The sequence below is a fragment of the Streptomyces sp. CB02414 genome, from assembly GCF_001905385.1.
Lineage (GTDB): Bacteria > Actinomycetota > Actinomycetes > Streptomycetales > Streptomycetaceae > Streptomyces.
Genome location: NZ_LIPF01000011.1, coordinates 1 through 18,664, shown reverse-complemented (window position 1 = coordinate 18,664; position 18,664 = coordinate 1). Strand labels below are relative to the sequence as shown.

Genomic DNA, 18,664 nt, shown 5'->3' with positions numbered 1-18,664 from the left:
CTCACTCACGTTCGTCCGCCGAGGCCCGGCGGCGGAGGGCGAAGAACACCACGAGCCCGGCCAGGACGGCCCCGCCCGCGACGGCCCCGATCACGACCCCGGTCGACGACGAGCCGCCGGAGGAGTCGCCGGAGTCCGCGGGGACGGCCGACCACCAGCTCCAGTAGCCGTCCTGCCCGTAGATGTTGCCCGCCGCGGACGGCATGGTGGTGATCGACTCGATGTGGTCCGTGCGGTAGGCCTCGACCGCGTTCGGGTAGGCCATGACGTTCATGTACCCCAGGTCGTACAGCCGGGACTGCATCTGCTTGACGATCTCCGCCCGCTTGCCGGCGTCGTACTCGCCGAGCTGCCGCGCGTACAGCTCGTCGTACTTCTCGTCGCAGATGAAGTTGTCGGTGGCCCCGGTGTCCTTCGGCGTCGCCGGCAGCGCCGCGCAGGTGTGGATGGAGAGCACGAAGTCCGGGTCGGGGTTGACGGACCAGCCGTCGAAGGCGAGGTCGTACTCCCCGGCCAGCCACGGGTCGGTCACGTTGTCCCGGCAGTCCAGGGTCATCGAGATGCCCAGCTCGCCCCACCACTCCTGGAGGTACTTGCCGACCGCCTTGTCGTTCGGGTCGGTGGCGTGGCACAGGACACGGTAGTTCAGCGGCTCGCCGTCCTTGCCGACCCGCTCGCCGTCGGCGTTCGTCCGGTAGCCCGCCTCGTCGAGCAGCCGAGCCGCCTCCGCCGGGTCGTAGGCCAGCTCCTGCTCGGCCGACGGCTCGAAGAAGTACTGCGAGAAGCGCGGCGGGATGTAGCCCTCGCCCTCGACCGCGTGGCCCTGGAACACCTTGTCGACGATCGCCTCGCGGTCCACCGCCAGGAACAGCGCGTGCCGCACCCGCTGGTCCAGCAGCGACGGGTGGCCGTCACCGATCTTCGTGCCGTCCTTGGCACGGGCGCCCGGGTTGGTGGCGAGGGCGTAGAAGCGGCGGCCGGGGGCGTCGTTGACGTGGATGTTCTCGTCCTCCTTGAGGGAGGCGGCCTGGGCGGGCGTCAGCGACGGCGAGCCGGCGACGAAGGACACCTCGCCCTTGCGCAGCGCGGCGACGGCGGCGTCCTGGTCCTTGTAGTACCGGAACACCAGCTCGTCGAACTTCGGCGCGCCCCGCCAGAAGTCGTTGTTCGCCTCCAGCCGGACATAGCTGTCCGGCTTGTAGTCGGTGAGGACGAAGGGCCCGTTCCCGACGACGGGAAAGTCGTCATCGTTGTTGAACTTCGAGAAGTCCCCGACCTTCTCCCACACGTGCTTGGGCACGATCGGCACGTCCAGCGCGGTCATCGTGGCCTGCGGCTTCTTCAGCCGGATCACCAGCTGGGTCGGGCTGGGCGCGGTGACCTTCTCGAAGTTGGCGACGAAGCTGCCGTTGGCGGTGGCGGCACCGTCGTCCGTCATCATCTTGTTGAACGTCCACGCCGCGTCCTCGGCGGTGGCCTGCTCCCCGTCCGACCACTTGGAGTCGGAGCGGATCGTGTACGTCCAGGTCAGCTTGTCCGGCGACGACTTCCACTCGGTGGCCAGGCCCGGGATGACGTGGTTGTCCTCCGGGTCGTAGTTCGTCAGGTACTCGTAGGTCAGCCGGTGGATGCTGGTGCTGAGCAGCCGCACCGCCAGGAAGGGACTGAGCGAGTCGACACTCTGCGCCACGGCGACGGTGAGCACCTTCTTCTGCCCCTGGTCGCCGTCCGCGGCCCGCGCCGTCGAGGCCGCCGGGGCGACGGTCCCCGCCGCGAGGAGGAGCGCCGCGGCGCCCGCGGCGGCGAGCAGCCGTGCCCTCCTGGGACGGGGCCCGGTACGTCCACTGCCATGCTGATCGTGTGTGCTCATGACTCCCTGACCTCACGTCATCGCACGCGGGAGACGCCGTGCGCCCCCGCGTGAGGCGGGCTTGAACAGGTGTGAACAGTTGTGAACAGGTTGGAGCGAACTGCGAATGGCTGGATCGTGCTTGATCGGGTGACGCCGGCGGAATGAAGTGTGTGTCTATCAGCGGCAGTCTGCACGCGTCAACGGTCCGTCAAACCCCATGTGGCCTGCGGAAACGATGAGTTGACCGAAGGATCACTCTCATTGGCCCAGACCTCTGGTGCCTCCCTGGTGAGAGCCTGACGGCCGAGTCCCACCGGTGCTGCCTGCGAACGCCGTGAACACCGCGAACGCGCGAACGCCCGCGCCGTCGGGTGACGAGGCGGGCGTTCGGGGCCGGTGGGACTACTGCTGCGGCGGGGGAGGCACCTGCCCCGGCTGCGGATACCCGTAACCGGGCTGCTGCGGGTAGGGCTGTCCGGGGTAGGGCTGTCCCGGCTGGTGCTGCCCGGGCTGCGGCGGATACGGCTGCCCGGGCTGGGCGTACTGGCCCGGCATGGGCTGCTGGCCGGGCACGGCCTGCTGGCCCGGCACCTGAGGCTGGGCCGCCTGGTGCTGGGGCTGTCCCGGGTGGTGCTGGCCCGGCATGGGCGGGGCGGCGACCGGCGGCGGGTTGCCGTCGGACGTCCACAGCCCGTGCATCTGCTGGTGGCGGACGAAGTCCTCGGCGACCATCGCCGCCAGGTTGAAGTACGCCTCCCGCACCTTCGGCCGCATCATGTCGAGATCCACCTCGGCGCCGGCGGCCAGATGCTCGTCGAACGGGACCACGACCACGCCCCGGCACCGCGTCTGGAAGTGTCCGACGATGTCGTCCACCTTGATCATCTTGCCGGTCTCGCGGACACCCGAGATGACGGTGAGGGAACGGGACACGAGGTCGGCGTACCCGTGCGCGGAGAGCCAGTCCAGCGTCGTACTGGCACTGCTCGCACCGTCCACGGACGGCGTCGAGATGATGATGAGCTGGTCGGCGAGGTCGAGCACGCCGCGCATGGCGCTGTAGAGGAGACCGGTACCCGAGTCGGTGAGGATGATCGGGTACTGCTTGCCGAGCACGTCGATCGCGCGCCGGTAGTCCTCGTCGTTGAAGGTCGTGGACACGGCCGGGTCCACGTCGTTGGCGATGATCTCCAGCCCCGACGCGGACTGCGAGGTGAACCGCCGGATGTCCATGTACGAGTTGAGGTACGGGATCGCCTGGACGAGGTCGCGGATGGTCGCCCCGGTCTCGCGGCGCACGCGGCGGCCGAGCGTACCGGCGTCCGGGTTGGCGTCGATCGCGAGGATCTTGTCCTGCCGCTCGGTGGCGAGCGTGGAGCCGAGGGCGGTGGTGGTCGTCGTCTTGCCGACGCCGCCCTTGAGGCTGATGACGGCGATGCGGTAGCAGGAGAGCACCGGGGTGCGGATCAGCTCCAGCTTCCGCTGCCGCTCGGCCTCCTCCTTCTTCCCGCCGAGCTTGAAGCGCGAGCCGCCGGCCGCGGGGCGGCTGCTCTTCGCCTTCTGCTTCTTGTTGTTGAGCAGCCGGTCCGACGACAGCTCCACGGCCGCCGTGTAACCGAGCGGCGCGGCACCCGGGTTGGTGGGCTGCCGCTGGTCGTGCTGCATGGGCTGTGGCCAGGCGGCGCCGAGGCGGGGGTCCGCGGGCTGCTGGGGGTGGGGCTGTTCCGGCTGCCCGGGCTGCGGCGCGGGCGGTGCCTGGTGCGGCTGCTGGGCGGTCGGGACCGGCGGGATCGGTGCGGCCTGATCCGGCTGGGCCATGGGCTGAGCTGCCGACGGAGCCGGGGGGACCTGCGGAGCGAAGCCCTGCTGAGCGGCCTGCGGCACGGCCGACGGGGGCTGCGTGGCACCACCCTGGGGCTGCCCCTGCTGCGGCACGCCGGGCTGCGGCTGCTGCTCCTGCCCGTACGACGCGGGCGCTTGCGGGAACCCGTAGCCCTGCTGCGATGCGGGCTGTGGGGGCGCCTGGTTCGGGAATGCCTGGTTCGGCGGCACCGGCGCGGTGGCCGGCGGGTTCCACGCGGCGGGCGCAGGCTGGGGCGCCTGCGGCTGGAACGGAGGCTGCTGCGCCGGAGCGGCGGGGGCGGGCTGCGGCTCGGCGGGCCACTGGTTCGCCGGGGCCGGGGCGACGGGAGGGTACGACGGAGGCAGCGGCGGCACCGCAGCCTGCGCCGCGGGCGGGGCGTCGGCCGGGACGGCGTCCTCGGGCCCGGCAGCGGGCGTCACGACGTCCGTCGTGGGCAGCTGGGTGTCCTGAGGCCCGGGCACCGCGTCCTCGGGCTCATTGTCCGGAGCCGGAGCCGGAGCCGGAGCCGGAGCCGGAGGCAGCGACTCGTCCCCGTCATCAACCGTGTCGGACGTGTCTGACGTGCCGGCAGCGTCGGGCGCACCGCTCTCGTCAAGTACGTCGTCTACGTCGTCCCGCCGGTCGGCGTCGGCGTCGTCCGGCACCGACAGAGCCTCGTCGGCAGCGTCCGGCACATCGGCAGGGGCCGGTACGTCGTCCTGGACGGCGGCTTCGGCTTCGTCGGCCTGCGACTCCGGCCGCTCCTCGTCCTGCCCGGCGTCCTCGGCCGCGGCGCGCTCGGTGATCTCCCGCTTCAGGGCGGCGGCGGAGAAGCGCATGGTGGCGCCGCTCTCCAGGTCACCGTTGCCGGGCTCCTCCTCGGGCCCCGGCTCCTCGGCCGGCGGGGGAGCGGGGGCCTGGAGCTGGAACCCACCGGCCGGAAACGCCGGTACGGCCGTCGGAGAGGCCGGGTCCGCGGCGGGCGCCGGGGCGGCCACGCCCTCCGGCTCGGACCGCACCTGCGGCTCCGCCTCGGGCTCGGGCTCGGACTCCTCGCGTCCCTGCGGCTGCTCGGGCGGCTGCGGCTGCTGCGGCTCGAAGCCGCTCCCGACCGGCAGCTTGGGAACTCCGGCCGGCCCGTCGGCCGACGGCGCGGGCGGAGTGAAGGGCGCCCCCGGACCCGACGGCGCTGGCGGAGTGAAGGGCGCCCCCGGACCCGGCGGCGGAGGCGGGGTGAACGCGGTGCCCGGAGCGGGCGGCGGCGGGGTGAAGGGTGCCCCCGGCGAGGGAGCCGGAAAGGACGAGGGGCCGCCGGCCCCGGCAGCGTGTGGCGGGGGAGTCAGCCCCGGCAGCGGCGGAACCGGCCCGCGCGGAGCCGGCGGATCGGACGGAGCGGCGGCGGAAGCTGAACCGGAACCGGCACCAGAACCCCCCGCCGTCCCCGTGCCTTGCCCCTGCCCCTGCCCCGAGTCGCTGGAGGCGTTCTGCGTGTACCAGGCGGGCGGGGCGTAGTCGATGGTGAACTCGCCCGTCGTCTCGACTGCGGACTCCGTGTCGGGTTGGTCATCGCCGGGCGTCGCCCAGCCCCCGCGGATCCCGTCCCGATCGCTGCTCACAGTTCCTCCTGGTGTGGTCGAGCCCCTCAAGCCGTGCTGGGGCGACCGTTTTTGTCGTCCGACGTTGTCCGAAGTGAAACGAGGTCGTCCGATCGTCGGCCCTCCCCGTACGACGCCGACGCCCCGTCCACGGGTTCTGGCGTCGCGCCGGACACCAGCCTAATCACCACACGCCCCACCCCGGCAGCCCCGTCCTCACCTCAGCATCTGCCCATTGCGTCACAGCCTGCCCCGAAGTGCCGTACCTCGTTTCCGAATCCGTGCATCCGCCACACGACATCCGTGAACAAGTCGGACGGAACTCGGACAGAACCAGGTCGGAGAGGTCTCTCCCGTACCCACGAGTGATCAAGACACCGGCATAGTAGGGACGCTCGTCGAATCCCTTTGTCGTCATCCCTTCGCGGGAAATCCCATGACCAGGAAGAGGACCCACGCGTGAGCTTCGGCCCGCCCCCCTCCATGCCCCAGCCCCCGCCGGCCGCGGAGCCTCACGAACGGAAGCCCGGACGGAAGGTGCGCAAGGCACTGACCGCGCTGCTCGCGGTCGTTCTCGTCGCGGCGTTGGGAACCGGCGGCTGGCTCCTGTGGGGCGGCGGGGGCGGCAAGAACGCCTCCCAGGACGGGAAAGGGGCCACGGAAGCGCAAGGACCCCTCGACGTGCGGGAGACGGTCGAGAGGCAACCCGCGAGCACCGTGGGCGAGATGGCCTTCCGGTTCTCCGTGGACGACATGAATCCCGGTGAGCGCGTGGAGATGCCGGGCATGTGGGCCACGGACCGCATCCTCGCCAAGGGCATCAACAAGACCCTCGTCGGCATGCGCGTCGGCACCGACATCGAGCCCGGCGAGGAGGAGTGGAAGCTCGGTCTCGACGGTCCCATCTGCGGCTACACCCGCCATGTGACCGGCGACAACCGCACCGCCGTCCTCTTCCGGGCCAACGACTGGGCGGAGGACGCCTACTGCAACCAGGTCGCCTTCGTCGACCTCGACGACGGCCGCATGGTCTGGGAGGCCCGCTTCCCCGTCTCCCCGGCCGGCCTCCAGTCGGCGCAGGACGGCGGCCAGGACCGGCCGAGCGTGACCCTGACGCACGACACGGTCGCCGTGACCTGGGGCGGCGGCACCACCGCGTACGGCATGGAGAAGGGCGAGCGTCGCTGGTCCACCACGGCCACCAGCCCGTGTCAGGACATGGGCGCCGCGGGAGGACGCGCGCTGATCGTCCGCCAGATGTGCCGGACCGGTGACAAGAGCGTGCCGGACACCTCCTACCAGTACACCGGCTACAAGGTGCGCAAGGTCGATCCCGCCACGGGACGGACCGTGTGGACCTACTCCGCCGCCGAGGGCACCCGCGACCTCAAGGTGCCCTCCACCGAACCGGCGGTTCTCGCCGTCTCGGGCGGCGACATCGAGATCACCGACCTGCTGTCGCTCGACGACAAGGGCCGCGACCGCGCCACGATCAGCCTGCGCAACGGCGCGTACGTCGCCGAGTGCTCCTACACGGACTACCTGGTCATCGACGACTGCCCGACCATCGCCGTGGGTGACGACCAGGTCTTCATCCGCAGCAAGGACCAGCTCGAGAAGCAGGTCTCCAACTGGATCATCGGCTTCGACCTGAAGACGGGGGACACGACGAAGAAGTTCGACTCCGGTCCGGGATCCCTGCTCCAGCCGGTGCGGATGAGCGGCGGCCGCCTCCTCGCACTGCGCCTGAGCGAGGACCACATCTCGCCGAACGCGCTGGTCGCGCTCGACCCCGGGACGGACGAGCAGATCCCGTACTTCTACTTCGGCCTCCCGGCCGAGGCCGAGACGATGACATTGATGAACGAGAACGACATCGTCGTCCAGAACGGCCGGATCTTCTTCGGCCGCAAGTCCGCGAACGGTCCCTCGGGCGAACAGAAGAAGCAGTGGCTCTACCTGGTCCTGGGCATCGGGAGCAGCGCGGCGGAGAAGCCCTGAGCCTGCCCGGCACCTCTCCGCCCGCACGTCAACGCGGTCCGGCGTCCCCCTCCGGCGACGCCGGCTCCAGATCGAACTCCCCGTCCCGCGCCCCCAGCACGAACGCCCGCCACTCCGCCTCCGTGTACCGCAGCACGGTGCCCGGGTCGAGCGACGACCGCATGGCGACGGCGCCGGCGGGGAGGTAGGCGATCTCCACCCGCTCCTCGTGCTCCTCGGTGCCGGGCGCGCTGTGCCATTCGACACCGGAGATGTCGAGGGAGTAGAGCTCGTCCCGCTCCCGTTCCTTGCGCGCCTTGAGTTCGAGGTCCTCGGCATCGGCCATCGCGGCTGGGTCCTTCCTGTCCTGCGGTCGGCTGTGCGGCTACCCTAGTGGCCGCGATTCTCCTGGTCAGCGGTTTGTCCATGTCCGTACTCGCCGGGGCGACGGCCCGCTCCCGGGCCTCGCGCCGGGGGTGTCCACCCGGACTGGTACGCTGTGTGACGGCCGTTTGTGTACGCGCCCCCGGAGCCCCCGAGCCCTGGAGGCCGCGCCCAGCGGATCCCCGCCTTCCGAGTCACGGAAGATCCCCCGAGACGTAGACCGGGGGCACTCGGTGGCCACTCACAGACCAGAGGAGTACGCGTGTCGCTCGACGCCGCAGTGAAGAAGCAGATCATCACCGAGTTCGGTACCAAGGAGGGCGACACCGGCTCCCCCGAGGTCCAGGTCGCTCTGCTGTCCCGTCGCATCTCCGACCTGACCGAGCACCTCAAGACCCACAAGCACGACCACCACTCCCGTCGTGGTCTGCTGATCCTGGTCGGCCAGCGCCGCCGGCTGCTGCAGTACCTCGCCAAGAAGGACATCCAGCGCTTCCGTGCGCTGGTCGAGCGCCTCGGCATCCGCCGCGGTGCGGCGGGCGCCAAGTAAGACGCCGTGAAGGGAGCGGTTCCCATCGTTCGGGGGCCGCTCCCTTTGCTGTACGTGCGCGGTGTCGCCGCGGCTTTGTAGTGTGGTAACAGAACACGAGACGCACGACACACGACGTACGAACGCACGACACCGAACGAAACACACACACGAGGAGAAGCTCACCTCGCCGCCGCCGGTCCTCGGTAGTGGCCCCCGGGGACAGCACCCCGGGTGCTTCGATCGAAGACCGGCCCGCACCGGATGAGCGCTTCTCCGCCCCGTCCCCCCGCCACACGGGCGAGGAGGGACAAAAGACGACACGTAGACGACACGTAATGGAGAAATCGCTAGTGGAGAACGAGACCCACTACGCCGAGGCCGTCATCGACAACGGCGCCTTCGGCACCCGCACCATCCGCTTCGAGACGGGCCGCCTGGCCCGTCAGGCCGCCGGTTCCGCCGTGGCGTACCTGGACGACGACACCATGGTGCTGTCGGCCACCAGCGCCTCCAAGAACCCCAAGGACCAGCTCGACTTCTTCCCCCTCACGGTGGACGTCGAGGAGCGGATGTACGCCGCCGGCAAGATCCCCGGCAGCTTCTTCCGCCGTGAGGGCCGGCCGTCCGAGGACGCCGTCCTCACCTGCCGCCTGATCGACCGCCCGCTGCGCCCGTCCTTCAAGAAGGGCCTGCGCAACGAGATCCAGGTCGTCGCCACGATCATGGCCCTCAACCCCGACCACCTGTACGACGTCGTGGCGATCAACGCCGCCTCCGCGTCCACGCAGCTGGCCGGCCTGCCCTTCTCCGGCCCGATCGGCGGCGTCCGCGTCGCGCTGATCCGCGGCCAGTGGGTGGCCTTCCCGACGCACACCGAACTCGAGGACGCCGTCTTCGACATGGTCGTCGCGGGCCGCGCCCTGGAGGACGGCGACGTCGCGATCATGATGGTCGAGGCCGAGGCCACCGAGAAGACCATCAAGCTGGTCGAGGGCGGCGCCGAGGCGCCCACCGAGGAGGTCGTCGCCGCCGGTCTGGACGCCGCGAAGCCCTTCATCAAGGTGCTGTGCCGCGCGCAGGCCGACCTCGCCTCGAAGGCCGCGAAGCCGACCGGCGAGTTCCCGATCTTCCTGGACTACCAGGACGACGTCCTCGAGGCGCTCACCGGTGCCGTCAAGCCCGAGCTGGCCCAGGCGCTCACCATCGCCGGCAAGCAGGACCGCGAGGCCGAGCTGGACCGCGTCAAGGCGCTCGCCGCCGAGAAGCTCCTGCCGGAGTTCGAGGGCCGCGAGAAGGAGATCTCCGCCGCGTACCGCTCGCTGACCAAGTCCCTGGTCCGTGAGCGCGTCATCAAGGAGAAGAAGCGCATCGACGGCCGCGGTGTCACCGACATCCGCACCCTGGCCGCCGAGGTCGAGGCCATCCCGCGCGTGCACGGTTCCGCGCTGTTCGAGCGTGGCGAGACCCAGATCCTGGGCGTCACCACCCTCAACATGCTCCGCATGGAGCAGCAGCTGGACACCCTCTCCCCGGTGACCCGCAAGCGCTACATGCACAACTACAACTTCCCGCCGTACTCCGTCGGCGAGACCGGCCGCGTCGGCTCCCCGAAGCGCCGCGAGATCGGCCACGGCGCCCTCGCCGAGCGCGCCATCGTGCCGGTGCTGCCGACGCGCGAGGAGTTCCCCTACGCGATCCGCCAGGTGTCCGAGGCCCTCGGCTCCAACGGCTCGACGTCCATGGGCTCGGTCTGCGCCTCCACCATGTCGCTGCTGAACGCCGGTGTGCCGCTGAAGGCCCCCGTCGCCGGTATCGCCATGGGCCTGATCTCCCAGGAGATCAACGGCGAGACGCACTACGTCGCCCTCACCGACATCCTCGGTGCGGAGGACGCCTTCGGCGACATGGACTTCAAGGTCGCCGGCACCAAGGAGTTCGTTACCGCCCTCCAGCTGGACACCAAGCTGGACGGCATCCCCGCCTCCGTCCTGGCCGCCGCCCTCAAGCAGGCCCGTGACGCCCGCCTCCACATCCTCGACGTGATGATGGAAGCGATCGACACGCCGGACGAGATGTCCCCGAACGCGCCGCGGATCATCACCGTGAAGATCCCCGTCGACAAGATCGGTGAGGTCATCGGCCCCAAGGGCAAGATGATCAACCAGATCCAGGAGGACACGGGCGCCGACATCACGATCGAGGACGACGGCACCATCTACATCGGTGCCGCCGACGGCCCGGCCGCCGAGGCCGCCCGCGCCACGATCAACGGCATCGCCAACCCGACCATGCCCGAGGTCGGCGAGCGCTACCTGGGCACGGTCGTCAAGACGACCACCTTCGGCGCGTTCGTCTCCCTGCTGCCCGGCAAGGACGGTCTGCTGCACATCTCGCAGATCCGCAAGCTCGCCGGCGGCAAGCGCGTGGAGAACGTCGAGGACGTCCTCGGCGTGGGCCAGAAGGTCCAGGTCGAGATCGCCGAGATCGACTCCCGCGGCAAGCTCTCCCTGATCCCCGTGATCGAGGGCGAAGAGGGCGACGAAGAGAAGAAGGACGACGCCGACCAGTGACGTCCCGTGGCTCCAAGGCGACGGCCCGCACCTCCTCGGAGGCGCGGGCCGTCGCCCGTACCCAAACCCTGATCAAGGGCGAGCACGGCATCGGCACGGTACGCAAGACCACCCTCCCGGGCGGCCTGCGCATCGTCACCGAGACCCTGCCCTCGGTCCGCTCCGCGACCTTCGGCATCTGGGCGCACGTCGGCTCCCGCGACGAGACCCCGGCCCTGAACGGCGCCACCCACTACCTGGAGCACCTGCTCTTCAAGGGCACCCGGGGGCGCAGCGCCCTGGACATCTCCTCCGCCATCGACGCGGTCGGCGGCGAGATGAACGCGTTCACGGCCAAGGAGTACACGTGCTACTACGCACGCGTGCTCGACACCGACCTGCCGCTCGCCATCGACGTGGTCTGCGACATGCTGACCGGCTCGCTCATCCGCGAGGAGGATGTGGACGTCGAGCGCGGCGCGATCCTCGAAGAGATCGCGATGACCGAGGACGACGCCGGCGACTGCGTGCACGACCTGTTCGCGCACACCATGTTCGGCGACAACGCGCTGGGCCGCCCCGTCCTCGGCACCGTCGACACGGTCAACGCCCTCACCGCCGACCGCATCCGCCGCTTCTACAAGAAGCACTACGACCCCACCCACCTGGTGGTCGCCGCGGCCGGCAACGTCGACCACAACAAGGTCGTACGCCAGGTCCGCGCCGCCTTCGAGAAGGCCGGTGCCTTCCGGGAGCCGGTGGCGGCGCCCATCGCCCCGCGCGACGGGCGGCGCACCATCCGTGCCGCGGGCCGCGTGGAGCTGATCGGCCGCAAGACCGAGCAGGCCCACGTCATCCTCGGCATGCCGGGCCTGGCCCGCACCGACGAGCGCCGCTGGGCCATGGGCGTCCTCAACACGGCCCTCGGCGGCGGCATGTCCTCGCGCCTGTTCCAGGAGGTCCGCGAGAAGCGCGGCCTGGCCTACAGCGTGTACTCGTACACCTCGGGCTTCGCCGACTGCGGCCTGTTCGGCGTGTACGCGGGCTGCAGACCCTCCCAGGTGCACGACGTGCTCAGGATCTGCCGCGACGAGCTCGACCACGTCGCCGAGCACGGCCTCACCGACGACGAGATCGGCCGCGCGATCGGTCAGCTGAGGGGCTCCACGGTCCTCGGCCTGGAGGACACCGGCGCGCTGATGAACCGTATCGGCAAGAGCGAACTGTGCTGGGGCGAGCAGATGTCCGTCGACGACATGCTGGCCCGGATAGCCTCGGTCACGCCGGACGACGTCCGAGCCGTCGCCCGCGACGTCCTGGGCCGGCGACCGTCCCTGTCGGTCATCGGCCCGCTGAAGGACAAGCAGGCGTCGCAGCTGCACGACGCGGTCGCCTGACCCACCCGGCCCCGACCTCCCGGTAAGGAAGCGAACGAAATCATGAGCAAGCTGCGCGTGGCCGTCCTCGGTGCCAAGGGCCGGATCGGCTCCGAGGCGGTACGGGCGGTCGAGGCCGCCGAGGACATGGAGCTGGTCGCCGCCCTCGGCCGGGGCGACAGCCTGGACACGCTGGCCGAGGCCGGCGCCCAGGTCGCCGTCGAGCTGACCACCCCCGACTCGGTGATGGACAACCTCGACTTCTGCGTACGCCACGGCATCCACGCCGTCGTCGGCACCACCGGCTGGACCGACGAGCGCCTCGCGCGGCTGACCTCCTGGCTCGACGCCTCCCCCGGGACGGGCGTGCTCATCGCGCCCAACTTCTCCATCGGCGCCGTACTCACCATGAAGTTCGCGCAGATCGCGGCCCCGTACTTCGAGTCCGTCGAGGTCGTCGAGCTGCACCACCCGAACAAGGTGGACGCCCCCAGCGGCACCGCCACCCGCACCGCGCAGCTCATCGCCCAGGCCCGGCAGAAGGCAGGCGCCGCCCCGGCGCCCGACGCCACTGCCACGGCCCTGGACGGCGCCCGCGGCGCGAACGTCGACGGTGTCCCGGTCCACGCGGTCCGCCTGCGCGGCCTGCTGGCCCACCAGGAGGTCCTGCTCGGCGCCGAGGGGGAGACCCTCACCGTCCGGCACGACTCCCTGCACCACAGCAGCTTCATGCCGGGCATCCTGCTGGGCGCCCGCCGGGTGGTCACCACACCGGGCCTCACCTTCGGCCTGGAACACTTCCTGGACCTGAACTGAGACCCGAACCGAGACCGGAACCGAGAGCCGAACCGAGCCCCCTGACCCCATGCGCGCGAAAATCTCCTACGCCGTCACGGCCGCCGTCCTGGTCTTCTACTTCGCCCTGGTCGGCAGCCGCGGTGTCATGCTCATCGGCACCGGCACGCCCGTCGCCGTCGTCTTCGGCATCGCGGTACTGATCCTGCCGGTCATCGGCGTGTGGTTCCTGTGGAAGAACACCCAGTTCGTCCGGAGGGCCAACGCCCTCGCCGCCGAACTCGACGCCGAGGGCGGACTGCCCGTCGACGAACTGAAGCGCACCCCCAGCGGCCGCATCGACCGCGACTCGGCCGACGCGGTCTTCGCCCTGCGCAAGGCCGAGGCGGAGGACGCCCCCGGCGACTGGCGCACCTGGTTCCGGCTGGCCGTCGCCTACCACGACGCGCGCGACACCCCGCGCGCCCGCAAGGCGATGCAGCGGGCGATCGCCCTGCACGACGGCAAGCCCGTCGAGACCGCCTGAGCGCAGAGCGAAGGGCGGGGCCCGAACCGTTTCGTGGTTCGGGCCCCGCCCTTCGCTCTGTCTCCTCAGCCCCGATACTCGGCGGCCCACGCCTCCACGGCGTCCGCCGCCCGGTCGAAGGCCTCGTCCCGGGCGAGGAAGTCGGCGCTGTGCGTGGTCAGCAGCGGAGGGAAGGTCTCTCCGGACCGGCCCTGGCGGACCAGGAGCAGCGCCTGCCCCTGCACGGTGCGCGGCAGCCCGAGCCAGCGCACCGGCTGCTGCACCGTCCGCACGCTGGCGACCTGCTGCCAGGTCACCGTGCGCGTGCTGAAGAAGCTCACGTGCCGCACCCCGTGCGCGCTGACCCACGCGCCCATGCGCAGCAGCCGCAGGGCACACACGATGACGACCAGCGCGACGCCGAACACCACACCGGCGGCGGACAGCGAGTCCGTCGCCGCGATGATGACCGCCGCGAACAGGACGAACGAGGCGAGCAGCAGCATCAGCGCCGCCGCCCCGACACGCCACGGCCCCGGCCGGTAGGGCCGGCGCCAGAGGTCACGGTCGTCGTGCGGCAGCGCGACGTCGTCGGTGGCGTCGAAGGCGCGGTCGGCCGTCAGGAAGGGCAGGGGCACGGCTGGTCCTCACTCGTTCCATGGCAGGTGCTGTGCCCGGTGAGGCTACCGACCTGTGTCTGAGCTCACCACCCTCGGGTCCCCGGATGGAGTCAGGGCCGACCGGCCTCGCGCCGCTGCTAGCGCCTCTCGGAGGCCTGCGACGGCTGTTTGTGCCCGGACGGCTGGTCGGCCGACAGCGCGGGCATCCCGATCACGAGAGATCCCGCGATCCCGGCGACGACGGTGAGACCGAGCAGCCAGCGCCCGGCCAGCTGGCCGAAGGACGCCCGCTCCCGGGGCGGGGGTGTGACATTGCTGCGGAACCTGTCGGCTTCGGCGACGAAGGCGAACGGCACGGGTTCACGCCGGCGGATCATAGGGGCTGCGTCTCCCTTCAGGGACTGGAATGAAGTGCTGTTACTCATACAGACGAACGAACGCCCTCGCGGGTGCCCTGTTTCACCGAATTCATCGCGGCACGGCACCGAACGCCCCATTCGGCGGGCGCGGGGTCCGCGGTCGTAGAGTGGCGTCGCCAAGCGACCAGATGGGAAGGCCCTCCACCCGTGACCGACACCCCCGCCGACGATCTCAAGATCGACCTCCGCAGCGACGTCACCGTCGAGCTGGTCAAGAACAGCGCGACCGACTCCGACGTCCTGTTCGCCGCCCGCGTCTCGACCGTCGGGGAGCAGTCCCTGGACGAGCTGCAGAAGGACCCGGAGCGCTCCAAGGGCCTGATCAACTACCTGATGCGGGACCGGCACGGCAGCCCGTTCGAGCACAACTCGATGACCTTCTTCATCAGCGCCCCGATCTTCGTCTTCCGCGAGTTCATGCGGCACCGCGTCGGCTGGTCCTACAACGAGGAGTCGGGCCGCTACCGGGAGCTCCAGCCGGTCTTCTACGTGCCGGGACAGGACCGCAAGCTGGTCCAGCAGGGCCGCCCGGGCAAGTACGTCTTCGTCGAGGGCACCCCCGAGCAGCACGAGCTGGTGAGCCGGTCGATGGAGGACTCCTACCGCCAGGCCTACCGGACGTACCAGGAGATGCTCGCCGCCGGCGTCGCCCGCGAGGTGGCCCGCTCCGTGCTCCCCGTCGGCCTCTACTCGTCGATGTACGCCACCTGCAACGCCCGCTCGCTGATGCACTTCCTCGGCCTGCGCACCCAGCACGAACTGGCGAAGGTCCCGTCCTTCCCGCAGCGCGAGATCGAGATGGTCGGCGAGCGGATGGAGGAGGAGTGGGCCCGGCTGATGCCGCTCACCTACGCGGCCTTCAACGCGAACGGCCGCGTGGCGCCGTAAACGAAGAAGGAGAGCCGCCCCGGGCCCGCCCGGCCGGGCACAGATGTACGCATCAACCATGCGAAGTGTCCGGATTGCGGCGTTTGGAGAAGTTCATCTAGCCTGATCAAAGGGACCCGGCACTGCTTGAACCCCCGAGCAGGCAGTGCCGGGCTCCACCTCTCTCCAGGTCTGCCGCCTCCCCCGAGGGCAGACCCCGCCCTGAGCAACGAGTAGCGTGTAACCCATGGCTCCGACCTCCACTCCGCAGACCCCCTTCGGGCGGGTCCTCACCGCCATGGTCACGCCCTTCACGGCGGACGGCGCACTCGACCTCGACGGCGCGCAGCGGCTCGCCGCCCACCTGGTGGACGCAGGCAACGACGGCCTGATCATCAACGGCACCACCGGCGAGTCCCCCACCACCAGCGACGCGGAGAAAGCGGACCTCGTACGGGCCGTCCTGGAGGCCGTCGGCGACCGGGCCCACGTGGTCGCCGGAGTCGGCACCAACAACACCCAGCACAGCATCGAGCTGGCCCGCGCCGCCGAACGCGTAGGCGCCCACGGCCTCCTGCTCGTCACGCCGTACTACAACAAGCCCCCGCAGGAGGGCCTGTACCAGCACTTCACGGCCATCGCCGACGCCTCGGCGCTGCCGGTCATGCTCTACGACATCCCCGGCCGCAGCGGCGTCCCGATCAACACCGAGACGCTGGTCCGCCTCGCCGAGCACCCGCGCATCGTCGCCAACAAGGACGCCAAGGGCGACCTCGGCCGCGCCAGCTGGGCCATCGCCCGCTCCGGCCTCGCCTGGTACTCCGGCGACGACATGCTGAACCTGCCGCTGCTCTCCGTGGGCGCGGTCGGCTTCGTCTCGGTCGTCGGCCACGTCGTCACCCCCGAGCTGCGCGCCATGGTGGACGCGTTCGTCGCGGGCGACGTGCAGAAGGCCCTGGAGATCCACCAGAAGCTGCTCCCCGTCTTCACCGGCATGTTCCGCACCCAGGGCGTCATGACCACCAAGGCCGCGCTCGCCCTCCAGGGACTCCCGGCGGGACCGCTGCGCGCCCCCATGGTCGGCCTCACGCCCGAGGAGACCGAGCAGCTCAAGATCGATCTTGCCGCCGGCGGGGTACAGCTCTGACAACAGACTTCGCACCACCGCACGACGGACGGACTGCAAACCTCACAACTGAATAGGCGGGCCACCGGTGCCCGCACCCCACCGACAACTGCTTCTGCACGAACGTCACGCGCGCCACGTGCCCACCGGTACGTGGCGTGCGTGGTGAGGAGAGTCTTTTGAGTCATCCGCACCCTGAACTGGGCCGTCCCCCCGCGCTCCCGAAGGGCGGCCTCCGGGTCACGCCCCTCGGAGGCCTCGGCGAGATCGGCCGCAACATGACGGTCTTCGAATACGGCGGCCGTCTGCTGATCGTCGACTGCGGAGTGCTCTTCCCCGAGGAGGAGCAGCCCGGAATCGACCTGATCCTGCCGGACTTCTCGTCCATCCGGGACCGCCTCGACGACATCGAGGGCATCGTCCTCACCCACGGCCACGAGGACCACATCGGCGGCGTCCCCTTCCTCCTGCGGGAGAAGCCGGACATCCCGCTGATCGGCTCCAAGCTGACCCTGGCCCTGATCGAGGCCAAGCTCCAGGAACACCGCATCCGCCCGTACACGCTCGAGGTGGCGGAGGGACACCGCGAACGCGTCGGCCCCTTCGACTGCGAGTTCGTCGCGGTCAACCACTCCATCCCGGACGCGCTGGCCGTCGCCATCCGCACCCCGGCGGGCATGGTGGTCCACACCGGCGACTTCAAGATGGACCAGCTCCCGCTGGACGGCCGTCTCACGGACCTGCACGCCTTCGCGCGCCTGAGCGAGGAGGGCATCGACCTCCTCCTCTCGGACTCGACGAACGCCGAGGTCCCGGGCTTCGTCCCGCCCGAGCGCGACATCTCGAACGTGCTGCGCACGGTCTTCGCCGGCGCCCGCAAGCGGATCATCGTGGCGAGCTTCGCCAGCCACGTCCACCGCATCCAGCAGATCCTGGACGCGGCCCACGAGTACGGCCGCCGGGTCGCCTTCGTCGGCCGCTCCATGGTCCGCAACATGGGCATCGCACGGGACCTCGGTTACCTGAGAGTCCCGCCGGGCCTGGTCGTGGACGTCAAGACGCTGGACGACCTCCCGGACAGTGAAGTCGTCCTGGTCTGCACCGGCTCCCAGGGCGAACCGATGGCCGCGCTCTCCCGCATGGCCAACCGGGACCACCAGATCCGCATCGTCCAGGGCGACACGGTGATCCTGGCGTCCTCCCTCATCCCGGGCAACGAGAACGCGGTCTACCGCGTGATCAACGGCCTGACCCGCTGGGGCGCCAACGTCGTCCACAAGGGCAACGCCAAGGTCCACGTCTCGGGCCACGCCTCGGCCGGCGAGCTGCTGTACTTCTACAACATCTGCCGCCCCAAGAACCTGATGCCGGTCCACGGCGAATGGCGCCACCTGCGCGCCAACGCCGAACTGGGCGCCCTGACAGGCGTCCCGCACGACCGCATCGTCATCGCCGAGGACGGCGTCGTAGTCGACCTCGTCGAGGGCAAGGCCAAGATCTCCGGCAAGGTCCAGGCGGGATACGTGTACGTCGACGGCCTGTCGGTCGGCGACGTGGGCGAGCCGGCCCTCAAGGACCGCAAGATCCTCGGCGACGAGGGCATCATCTCGGTCTTCGTGGTCATGGATTCGTCCACCGGCAAGATCACCGGGGGCCCGCACGTACAGGCCCGCGGCTCCGGCATCGAGGACTCGGCCTTCGCCGCGGTGCTCCCCAAGGTCGTCGAGGCACTGGAACGCTCGGCACAGGACGGGGTCGTCGAACCCCACCAGCTTCAGCAGCTGGTGCGCAGGACCATCGGCAAGTGGGTCTCGGACACGTACCGACGCCGTCCGATGATCCTGCCAGTCGTGGTGGAGGTCTGACGGCCCGTCGGCTCGCCGCCAGCGCCAACCTGGAGCGGGGCGCCTCGATTTGCATCGAGGCGCCCCGCTCCAGTACGTTTACATCTCCGCTCAGACGGGCACCCGACCACTTCGTGGAGGGGACCCCGGGGGTGGAAATCCCGACTCAGAATCTCTGATAAAGTCGGAACCGCCGGAAAGGGAAACGCGAAAGCGGGAACCTGGAAAGCACCGAGGAAATCGGATCGGAAAGATCTGATAGAGTCGGAAACGAAAGACCGAAGGGAAGCGCCCGGAGGAAAGCCCGAAAGGGTGAGTACAAAAGAAGCGACCGTTCCTTGAGAACTCAACAGCGTGCCAAAAGTCAACGCCAGATA

The 18,664-nt window shown here is 70.2% G+C and carries 14 protein-coding genes; 9 read left to right on the top strand and 5 right to left on the bottom strand.

Annotated elements, in window-relative coordinates:
- Position 1: 1 nt before the first annotated feature.
- Both AMK11_RS31320 and AMK11_RS31315 read right to left on the bottom strand, forming a co-directional pair.
- The gene (locus AMK11_RS31320; RefSeq protein WP_073731502.1) at positions 2 to 1,870 is read right to left on the bottom strand and encodes an ABC transporter substrate-binding protein; all 1,869 of its coding nucleotides are present in this window, start codon (positions 1,868 to 1,870) and stop codon (positions 2 to 4) included.
- A 384-nt stretch (positions 1,871 to 2,254) separates the two neighbouring features.
- The gene (locus tag AMK11_RS31315; RefSeq protein ID WP_079187819.1) at positions 2,255 to 5,311 is read right to left on the bottom strand and encodes an SCO5717 family growth-regulating ATPase; all 3,057 of its coding nucleotides are present in this window, start codon (positions 5,309 to 5,311) and stop codon (positions 2,255 to 2,257) included.
- 516 nt (positions 5,312 to 5,827) lie between these two features.
- On the opposite strand from AMK11_RS31315, the gene AMK11_RS31310 reads away from it, so the two are divergent.
- Positions 5,828 to 7,291, top strand: a complete 1,464-nt coding sequence (locus tag AMK11_RS31310; RefSeq protein WP_241847116.1) for an outer membrane protein assembly factor BamB family protein — start codon at positions 5,828 to 5,830, stop codon at positions 7,289 to 7,291.
- 28 nt (positions 7,292 to 7,319) lie between these two features.
- Here the strand turns inward: AMK11_RS31310 and AMK11_RS31305 are convergent, their stop codons facing one another.
- Positions 7,320 to 7,616, bottom strand: coding sequence for a DUF397 domain-containing protein (locus AMK11_RS31305; RefSeq protein ID WP_073731499.1), 297 nt, complete (start codon positions 7,614 to 7,616; stop codon positions 7,320 to 7,322).
- Between the two features lie 300 nt (positions 7,617 to 7,916).
- Here AMK11_RS31305 and rpsO point away from each other — a divergent pair, with 300 nt between their 5' ends.
- From rpsO to AMK11_RS31280, 5 genes are all read left to right on the top strand, one after another.
- Positions 7,917 to 8,204: a 30S ribosomal protein S15 gene (gene rpsO, locus AMK11_RS31300; protein WP_019330982.1), complete on the top strand. Its 288-nt coding sequence runs from the start codon at positions 7,917 to 7,919 to the stop codon at positions 8,202 to 8,204.
- A gap of 332 nt (positions 8,205 to 8,536) precedes the next feature.
- A complete protein-coding gene (locus AMK11_RS31295; protein WP_073731498.1) occupies positions 8,537 to 10,756 on the top strand; it encodes a polyribonucleotide nucleotidyltransferase in 2,220 nt (739 codons plus the stop codon).
- Positions 10,753 to 12,132 carry a M16 family metallopeptidase gene (locus AMK11_RS31290; protein WP_073731497.1) on the top strand — a complete coding sequence of 460 codons (1,380 nt, stop codon included), beginning with the start codon at positions 10,753 to 10,755 and terminating at the stop codon, positions 12,130 to 12,132. Before AMK11_RS31295 ends, AMK11_RS31290 begins: the two co-directional genes overlap by 4 nt.
- 42 nt (positions 12,133 to 12,174) lie before the next feature.
- A complete protein-coding gene (gene dapB, locus AMK11_RS31285) occupies positions 12,175 to 12,927 on the top strand; it encodes a 4-hydroxy-tetrahydrodipicolinate reductase (protein WP_073731496.1) in 753 nt (250 codons plus the stop codon).
- Positions 12,928 to 12,976: 49 nt separating this feature from the next.
- On the top strand, positions 12,977 to 13,432 hold the full coding sequence (locus AMK11_RS31280; protein ID WP_073731495.1) for a hypothetical protein: 456 nt from the start codon (positions 12,977 to 12,979) through the stop codon (positions 13,430 to 13,432).
- Positions 13,433 to 13,497: 65 nt separating this feature from the next.
- Here AMK11_RS31280 and AMK11_RS31275 read toward each other — a convergent pair whose 3' ends face one another.
- Both AMK11_RS31275 and AMK11_RS31270 read right to left on the bottom strand, forming a co-directional pair.
- Positions 13,498 to 14,049, bottom strand: a complete 552-nt coding sequence (locus AMK11_RS31275) for a hypothetical protein (protein WP_073731494.1) — start codon at positions 14,047 to 14,049, stop codon at positions 13,498 to 13,500.
- Between the two features lie 119 nt (positions 14,050 to 14,168).
- Entirely contained in the window at positions 14,169 to 14,408 is a 240-nt protein-coding gene (locus AMK11_RS31270) for a hypothetical protein (RefSeq protein WP_073731493.1), read from the bottom strand.
- A gap of 189 nt (positions 14,409 to 14,597) precedes the next feature.
- Here AMK11_RS31270 and thyX point away from each other — a divergent pair, with 189 nt between their 5' ends.
- The 3 genes from thyX (at position 14,598) to AMK11_RS31255 (ending at position 18,308) form a co-directional block, all read left to right on the top strand.
- The gene (gene thyX / locus AMK11_RS31265) at positions 14,598 to 15,338 is read left to right on the top strand and encodes an FAD-dependent thymidylate synthase (RefSeq protein ID WP_073731492.1); all 741 of its coding nucleotides are present in this window, start codon (positions 14,598 to 14,600) and stop codon (positions 15,336 to 15,338) included.
- 226 nt (positions 15,339 to 15,564) lie between these two features.
- Positions 15,565 to 16,464: a 4-hydroxy-tetrahydrodipicolinate synthase gene (gene dapA / locus AMK11_RS31260; RefSeq protein ID WP_073731491.1), complete on the top strand. Its 900-nt coding sequence runs from the start codon at positions 15,565 to 15,567 to the stop codon at positions 16,462 to 16,464.
- A gap of 158 nt (positions 16,465 to 16,622) precedes the next feature.
- Positions 16,623 to 18,308, top strand: coding sequence for a ribonuclease J (locus AMK11_RS31255; RefSeq protein WP_030977408.1), 1,686 nt, complete (start codon positions 16,623 to 16,625; stop codon positions 18,306 to 18,308).
- Positions 18,309 to 18,664: the final 356 nt, after the last annotated feature.